This window comes from Aeromonas sp. R1-1, assembly GCF_040908495.1.
Taxonomy (GTDB): Bacteria; Pseudomonadota; Gammaproteobacteria; order Enterobacterales; family Aeromonadaceae; genus Aeromonas; species Aeromonas veronii.
In genome coordinates this window covers 1-2,722 of the sequence record NZ_JBFODV010000296.1, presented here as the reverse complement: position 1 = coordinate 2,722, position 2,722 = coordinate 1, and the positions used below count along the sequence as shown (strand labels likewise).

Annotated in this window: 2 protein-coding genes; both read right to left on the bottom strand. The window is 58.8% G+C overall.

The features are described 5' to 3' along the window. Nucleotides 1–133 precede the first annotated feature (133 nt). Entirely contained in the window at nt 134–1,462 is a 1,329-nt protein-coding gene (locus AB5Y92_RS20305; RefSeq protein ID WP_368227493.1) for an IS4 family transposase, read from the bottom strand. 130 nt (nt 1,463–1,592) lie between these two features. Further along, complete coding sequence (gene dusA, locus AB5Y92_RS20300; RefSeq protein ID WP_064335427.1) at nt 1,593–2,579, bottom strand: tRNA dihydrouridine(20/20a) synthase DusA; 987 nt, start codon at nt 2,577–2,579, stop codon at nt 1,593–1,595. Between the last annotated feature and the right edge of the window lie 143 nt (nt 2,580–2,722).

Sequence of the window (2,722 nt, the reverse complement as noted above, 5' to 3'; positions counted from 1 at the left end):
GCGAGTAATCGCGCTGTGTCCGTTTCACACCTTGTCCCATCGGGCTCTCCATTTATTAGGGGGAAAGGTGTAAACCATATTCAGGACGGGACACAGACAACAAAAAAGGCGCCACTGGCGTAATGCCAGTCAGTTAAGCCTGACTGGCATTGTTTTTATTGGCTTTTTGCACCGCATACTTTTGTGGTCTTGCCTTCACACTGCGGGGGTAACTCCGCTCCCTTCGCTCCGGTAATACAAACTGCCCCGCCTGTTTATCCAGCTCCGCCACCCGCTTCGGGATACTCCCCGGTGACAGGTACGGCATGCAGCTCAGTTCATGGATGAGGTACACCGACGCCATGTGAAAACTCAGCTGGCTCGCCGTGTATCCCTTCAGACTCGCCGCCATCTTTACCATCTGGCTGCGTAGCAGGTTGTACGCCAGCAACACACCCCATAGCTCTTGCCGTATCCCCGCTGCCTTCTTGCTGCGCAGGGTCAGCCGGTGTTGTTGCAGGCTGTGCTTCATCTCCCGATAGCCCAACTCGATTTCCCAGCGGTGGCTGTAGAGCTCGACGATGTCAGCCCCCGGGAAGCGCATCGGGTCGACCATTGAGGTTAATACTTGGCGCTCCTTGCCATTGATGTGGCGGGTCAGCAAGCGGGCTTCCACTGTATCCGGCAGGTGCGGCCACTTCTTCCTCGCCTGTGGGCTGGTTTTCAGCAAGACCAGTGCATCCTGGCGCCCCAGTTTGCGCACCACCTCGTATTGGGTGCCCTTTTTGAGCGGCAGCAACCAGTGCCGCTCAACGCCCGCACTCTGCCATGCGTGGAGCAGGCCGAGTGAGTAAAACCCCTTGTCGAACAGGGTCAGCGAGTGGTCCGGTGTACGCGCGATGAGTTGCTCGGCCAGTACCATCTCGTTGACGGCGCAGCTCTCCATGACCGCTTGTACAAGCAGGTGGCTGGTCAGCTCCATCTGACAGAGCATGCGCACCTGCGGATAGGCGGTCTCGCCCTGCCGGGTACCGGGCTTGGCAAAGGCTGCGGCATTGTCCGGGGTATCGGGTGTGCGCCACATCACGCCATCGACGGCGAGCAGTTGCAGCCCGGCCCAACCGGGGTGGTTGGCCTGCTGGTGCCAGCGCGAGGCGGTCTCGTGAAACAGCCGCTCGATGCTCTTGTCCCCCAGTTTTTGGCGAGCTTGCAGAAAGGCGCTGGGAGCAACAAAGGGACGGTCGCCGGGCAAGAGGATATCGAGCTGATTGACCAGCTGGGTCATGGGAACATGGCGGAAGATAGCCATGCCGATGATGGCCCAGACCAGTCGCTCCATGGGCATGCGGCGGCGACGCAGGGTCGCGACATCCTCTTCGGCGAGCAGCGTCGTGATGAGCTCGGGAGGAATGAGGTCAGAAAGTGACTCAAACTGAGCAGCATTACTGGCGTGCAGGAAGTCGAGCGCTTGAGCGATACGCATAAAAAATCCGAAACCAATCAACAGGTTTCGGATTTTCACACAACAGAAGGATCGGTCAATGGATCCTTAACTGATCGGCATTACGTCAACTGACGCGCTTTTTGGCTGCTCTTGCCTTGGCACAACTGGCTTATTCGGCCGTCTCGCTGGCGGCAAACTCCGGCACCTTGGCCATGGCATCCAGCACCACCTGAATATCCGCCCCCGGCTTGCAGGCGTTCTCACTCAGGTGACGGCGCCAGGCGCGGGCCCCCTGCATATTCTGGAACAATCCCAGCATGTGGCGGGTCATGTGGGAGAGGTAGTTGCCCTTGGCCAGCTCCTGCTCGATATAGGGCAGCATCATCCGCACCACTTCGTGGCGGCTAGGCACGGCGTTGTTCTGGCCGAACACCAGATTGTCCACCTGCGCCAGAATGTAGGGGTTCTGATAGGCTTCACGCCCCATCATGACGCCATCGACGTGTTGCAGGTGCTCGAGAGTCTGCTCCATGGAGGTGACACCACCGTTGAGGGCGATGGTGAGATCCGGGTAATCCTGCTTGACCCGATAGACGCGGGGATAATCGAGCGGCGGGATCTCGCGGTTCTCCTTGGGGCTCAGGCCACTCAGCCACGCCTTGCGGGCATGGACGATAAAGGTGTCGCAACCGGCATCGCGCACCTGTTCGATAAAGGCCTGCAAAAACTCGTAAGAGTCCTGATCGTCGATACCGATACGGGTCTTCACCGTCACCGGAATATCGACCACATCGCGCATCGCCTTGACGCAGTCTGCCACCAGCGCCGGTTCCCCCATCAGGCAGGCGCCAAAGCGGCCATTCTGCACCCGATCGGAGGGGCAACCGACGTTGATGTTCACCTCGTCATAGCCGCGCTCCTCGGCCAGCTTGGCACAGCGCGCCAGATCGGCCGGATTGCTGCCACCCAGTTGCAGGGAGATGGGGTGCTCCTGCTCGCTGTAACCCAGATAATCCCCCTTGCCGTGGATGATGGCGCCGGTGGTCACCATTTCGGTATAGAGCAAGGTCTGGCGGCTCATCAGTCGATGAAAGTAACGGCAATGCCGATCAGTCCAGTCCAGCATGGGGGCGATGGAAAAACGCTGCGCCTGCATAAAAATCATCCGGGTTGGCTAAAGAAAGGGGCGGATTTTATCACAACGTGAAGCAGCCCCAGAAAATGAATTTTGTCGCCGCGCCATGCGAGGCCCTGTGATAGTATCCGGCTAATAGAAAGGGTATCTGCGCGATCATGAAT

Bases quoted from the DNA above. Each gene is read 5' to 3' on its own strand.
- AB5Y92_RS20305 (WP_368227493.1), bottom strand. From the start codon at position 1,462: ATGCGTATCGCTCAAGCGCTCGACTTCCTGCACGCCAGTAATGCTGCT.
- dusA (WP_064335427.1), bottom strand. From the start codon at position 2,579: ATGCAGGCGCAGCGTTTTTCCATCGCCCCCATGCTGGACTGGACTGAT.